Source organism: Pseudomonas sp. 300 (genome assembly GCF_055803035.1).
Genome location: NZ_JAVLRV010000003.1, coordinates 277,687 through 282,237, shown reverse-complemented (window position 1 = coordinate 282,237; position 4,551 = coordinate 277,687). Strand labels below are relative to the sequence as shown.

6 protein-coding genes are annotated in these 4,551 nt (G+C 60.8%); all 6 read right to left on the bottom strand.

Going from position 1 to position 4,551, the window contains the following annotated elements:
• Positions 1 to 43 precede the first annotated feature (43 nt).
• The 6 genes from Q7W83_RS26655 to metX are packed head-to-tail and all read right to left on the bottom strand — an operon-like array spanning position 44 to position 4,413.
• Complete coding sequence (locus tag Q7W83_RS26655) at positions 44 to 367, bottom strand: DUF3392 domain-containing protein (protein WP_017341283.1); 324 nt, start codon at positions 365 to 367, stop codon at positions 44 to 46.
• Positions 368 to 389: 22 nt separating this feature from the next.
• Positions 390 to 1,595: a radical SAM family heme chaperone HemW gene (gene hemW, locus Q7W83_RS26650; protein WP_150632769.1), complete on the bottom strand. Its 1,206-nt coding sequence runs from the start codon at positions 1,593 to 1,595 to the stop codon at positions 390 to 392.
• On the bottom strand, positions 1,592 to 2,188 hold the full coding sequence (gene rdgB, locus Q7W83_RS26645) for an RdgB/HAM1 family non-canonical purine NTP pyrophosphatase (protein WP_150637999.1): 597 nt from the start codon (positions 2,186 to 2,188) through the stop codon (positions 1,592 to 1,594). Before rdgB ends, hemW begins: the two co-directional genes overlap by 4 nt.
• The gene (locus Q7W83_RS26640) at positions 2,185 to 2,619 is read right to left on the bottom strand and encodes a DUF4426 domain-containing protein (RefSeq protein ID WP_150632771.1); all 435 of its coding nucleotides are present in this window, start codon (positions 2,617 to 2,619) and stop codon (positions 2,185 to 2,187) included. The genes rdgB and Q7W83_RS26640 overlap by 4 nt, the downstream gene beginning before the upstream one ends.
• Positions 2,620 to 2,645: 26 nt before the next feature.
• Positions 2,646 to 3,266, bottom strand: a complete 621-nt coding sequence (gene metW / locus Q7W83_RS26635) for a methionine biosynthesis protein MetW (protein WP_046029734.1) — start codon at positions 3,264 to 3,266, stop codon at positions 2,646 to 2,648.
• A gap of 7 nt (positions 3,267 to 3,273) precedes the next feature.
• Complete coding sequence (metX, locus tag Q7W83_RS26630; RefSeq protein WP_150632772.1) at positions 3,274 to 4,413, bottom strand: homoserine O-succinyltransferase MetX; 1,140 nt, start codon at positions 4,411 to 4,413, stop codon at positions 3,274 to 3,276.
• Between the last annotated feature and the right edge of the window lie 138 nt (positions 4,414 to 4,551).

The following is a 4,551-nucleotide window of genomic DNA, read 5'->3' as shown; positions in this document are numbered from 1 at the left end:
GCGGGCAAGCCCGCTCCCACAGTTGTTTTGTGTTGTGTCGAAGTCAGCGGCGGTCGGCCACTACGCCGATCAGCACCAGCACCACCAACAACACCGGCGCCAGGCTGTAGTTGTTGAACTGGCTCAGGCCTTTGATGATCCACGGCGTGGCGTAGATCAGCGCGAGGCCGCTGCCGACCATGCACACCAAGGCCATCAGCGGGACGCGCAAGGCGCCGGCGATGCTGCCCAGGCGTTGGTCGACCCAGCCCTTTATGTCCGCGCCAAACAGCACCAGCAAACAGCCCACCAGTGCCAGAGAGATCTCCGACAGGTTGCTGCGGCTCCAGCGGGAGACGGTGGCGAGCAGGTCGAGTATCAAATCCATTCGTTTTCCCTTAAGGCTGAAATCAGCTCAGAAATTTCTGCAGCAAGTCATTGAGGAACAGTTGCCCGCGCTCGGTGGCCGCCAGACGTGACGGTTCGACCTGCAACAAGCCGCTTTGTTCGGCCTCGAGGCGGCCTTCGGCGAAGCTTTCCAGACTCAGGCCGGTCCGCTCCGGGTACAGCCGCGATTCGACGCCCTCGGTCAGGCGCAAGGCGTTCATCAGGAACTCGAACGGCATTTCTTCATTGGTCAGCGCTTTCTCGCCCGCCTTGAAGCTTTTCGCCGGGTTCAGGTAGTCCTTCGGCAGGCGCGTCTTCCAGGTGCGCACGATGCGCCCGTCCGGATGACTGAGCTTGCCGTGGGCGCCGGCGCCGATGCCGATGAAGTCACCGAAGCTCCAATAATTGAGATTGTGCCGCGCCGGACGCCCGGGCTGGGCATACGCCGAGACTTCGTATTGCGCGTAACCGTGCTCGGCGAGCAACGCCTGGCCGGCTTCCTGAATGTCCCACAGTGTGTCGTCTTCCGGCAGCGTCGGCGGCTGGTTCCAGAACACCGTGTTAGGTTCCAGCGTCAGCTGGTACCAGGACAAGTGGGTCGGATTCAAAGCGATGGCCTGACGCAGGTCGTTCAGGGCGTCGTCCAGCGACTGATCGGGCAAGCCGTGCATCAAGTCCAGGTTGAAGTTGTCGAACCCGGCCTGACGCGCCATGCCGGCGGCACGCACCGCTTCATCGCCGTTGTGAATCCGCCCCAGTGCCTTGAGTTTTTCTTCCTGAAAGCTCTGGATGCCGATCGACAGGCGATTGATGCCCAATGCGCGGTAAGCAACAAACTTCTCTTGTTCGAAGGTGCCCGGATTGGCTTCCAGGGTGATTTCGATATCACTGGCAAACGCAATGCGCTGCTCGACGCCTTTGAGCAAACGGCCCAGTGCCTCGGCGCTGAACAGGCTCGGCGTGCCGCCACCAAAAAAGATCGAACTCAGCTCACGGCCGTAAACCGCGTGTAGATCCTGATCGAGGTCGGCCAACAAGGCGTCGACGTATTCCTGCTCCGGCAGCACCGGGCTGGCGGTGTGGGAATTGAAGTCGCAATAAGGGCATTTGCGCACACACCACGGGATGTGGATGTACAACGCAAGGGGCGGCAGCACGGGAAGCGCGGCCCTAGGCGATTGTGCGGCGCCGCCGAAGATCAGCGGCGATGCGGATGAGTCGTGGGTCATTTCAAACCCAGACGCTGGCGCAGCAGATCCATTGCACGGGCGCGGTGACTGATTTGGTTCTTGTCGCTCGGGCTCAGCTCGGCGCTGGAGCAATCGCGTTCCGGCACCCAGAACAGCGGATCGTAACCAAAACCGTGCTCACCACTGGCCTGGGTCAGGATGCGCCCATGCCACAGCCCTTCGCAAAGGATCGGCAGCGGGTCATCAGCATGACGCACCAGCGCCAGCACGCAAACGAACTGTGCGCCGCGCTCGGCTTGCGGCACATCCTTCAAGGCATCGAGCAGTTTGGCGTTGTTCGCCGCGTCGCCCTGGCCATCGGCATAACGGGCCGAGTAGATCCCCGGCGCACCGCCAAGGAAATCCACCGCCAGCCCCGAGTCGTCGGCCAGCGCCGGCAGGCCGGAAATGCGCGCAGCGTTACGGGCCTTGAGGATGGCGTTCTCGACGAACGACAGGCCGGTTTCTTCAGGCTCGACATTGCTGAACTCGCCGATCGAGCGCAGTTGCACCGAGTCGCCGAGCATGGCCTGGAGTTCCTTGAGTTTGCCGGCGTTGTGGCTGGCCAGTACGAGTTGCGTGAAATTGATCATTCGCCGGGGAAAAGCTCTTGGTTGAAATTGATGGTGTTGATTTTGTCACCGTTCTGCACCTTGATCTCGAAGGTGCGGACTTCCTGCTGCTCGACCGGGTATTGCGCGATGTAGTAGACCGCGCCCTGTTCGGTGATCTGCTTGAACTTCAATGGCACAGTCTGGCTGGTGAGGTCTTTGACCGTACCGCTGACGTTAGAGATCAGCGGTTTGCCGTCCTTGATCACCGAGACGTTGATCACGCCCTGGTTCTTGCTGCGGATCAGCTCGGCCGATTTGGCGATGTCCGGTGTCAGGAACGTGGAGTTGAAGGTGTTGTAGTGCACCGTCACGTCGCCAAAGGTTTCCTGGCGCTCGCCCTTGATGATGTCGGCAGCCATCGCGGTGACGCTCAGGCAGGCAGTAACTAAAAACAGTGCTAGACGACCCATAATCGTTCTCCTTGGAATGTCGTGGTTCAGACCGCGACCTTGTGATCCTGCAGCCCTGGACTGCTGACGCGGTAAATACCGATCTCACCTAACAGATTAGGCCATAGCTTACTGGCCCACCCGTGCCGATGCTGTTGATCCACGGCAAGCCGATCAATGACCTTGGCTTCACGTTCGCGGCAAAGTGCTTCAAAGTCTTCGAAGGTGCAGAAGTGGATGTTCGGCGTGTTGTACCAGGTGTACGGCAGAAACTCCGACACCGGCATCCGGCCCTTGCTCGCCAGGTACCAGCGGCAGCGCCAGTGACCGAAGTTGGGGAAGGTGATGATGCACTGGCGACCGACCCGCAGCATTTCGTCGAGGATCTTGTCCGGATAGTGCACGGCTTGCAGCGCCTGTGTCATGACCACGATGTCGAAGCTGTTGCTGGCAAAGTTGCCCAGGCCCTTGTCCAGGTCCTGCTCGATGACGTTGATGCCCTTGGCCACGCACTCGGCGATGTTGTCCGGGTCGTTTTCCAGGCCGTAGCCGGTGACTTGCTTGTGGTCCCGCAGCCAGGTCAGCAGCTCGCCGTCACCGCAACCGAGGTCGAGCACGCGGCTGCCGGCGGGGATCCATTCCTGGATGATTTCCAGATCAGCTCTCATGGCTTTCTCACAACGAAATACGGTTCATGTAGTTGCTGAACGCCTGCAAGTAACGCGGGATCGGAATCAGGAAGGCGTCGTGGCCTTGCGGAGCGTCGATCTCGAGGTAGCAGACGTCCTTCTTGGCCGCCATCAGCGCGTCCACCAGTTCCCGGGAGCGGGCAGGGGAGAAGCGCCAGTCGGTGGTGAAGGACATCACGCAGAACTTGGCCTTGGCATTGGCGAAGGTTTTCGCCAGGTCATCGTCAAAGTTGGCTGCCGGGTCGAAGTAGTCCAGCGCCTTGGTCATCAGTAAGTAGGTGTTGGCGTCGAAACGCCCGGAGAACTCTTCACCCTGATAACGCAGGTAGCTTTCGACCTGGAACTCGACACTGTGGAAGTCGTAGTTGAGCTTTTCGCTCTTCAGGCCGCGGCCGAATTTTTCGCCCATCGAGTCATCGGACAGGTAGGTGATGTGCCCGACCATCCGCGCCAGCATCAAGCCGCGCTTGGGGATCACGCCCGCTTCCTGGAACGAACCGCCGTGGAATTCGGGGTCGGTGAGGATCGCCTGGCGTGCGACTTCGTTGAAAGCGATGTTCTGCGCCGACAGTTTCGGTGCCGAGGCGATGGCCAGGCAGTGACGAATTCGATCGGGGTAGGTGATGCTCCACTGCATCGCCTGCATGCCGCCGAGGCTGCCACCAATCACGGCGGCCCATTGGCTGATGCCGATCCGGTCGGCCAGACGTGCCTGGCTGTGCACCCAGTCTTCCACGGTCAGTACCGGGAAATCGGCGCCGAACGGCTTGCCGGTTTCCGGGTTGATGCTGCTCGGGCCGGTGGAACCGTTGCAACCGCCGAGGTTGTTCAGGCTGACCACGAAGAACTTGTTGGTGTCGATCGGCTTGCCGGGGCCGATGCAGCTGTCCCACCAGCCGGGCTTGCGGTCGTCGGGGCTGTGGAAACCGGCGGCGTGATGGTGACCGGACAAGGCGTGGCAAATCAGCACGGCGTTGCTCGCCGTGGCATTCAGCGTGCCGTAGGTTTCGTAAATAAGGTCATACGCTGGGAGCGAACGGCCGCAGGCCAGGGCCAGAGGTTCGCTGAAGTGCGCCACTTGCGGCGTCACCAGACCAACAGAATCGGCGGGAAAGGCAGTTGGCATCGACCCTGCTCTCGTTGAAATGAGGCGTAAGTCTAAAGACCGGTGGGGTTAGCGGCAAGCGAAGGCCGGGCCTCAATTCATTCAGTTAGACCGAGGCGCGCCCATCGCGGGCAAGCCCGCTCCCACAGGTATTGTGCA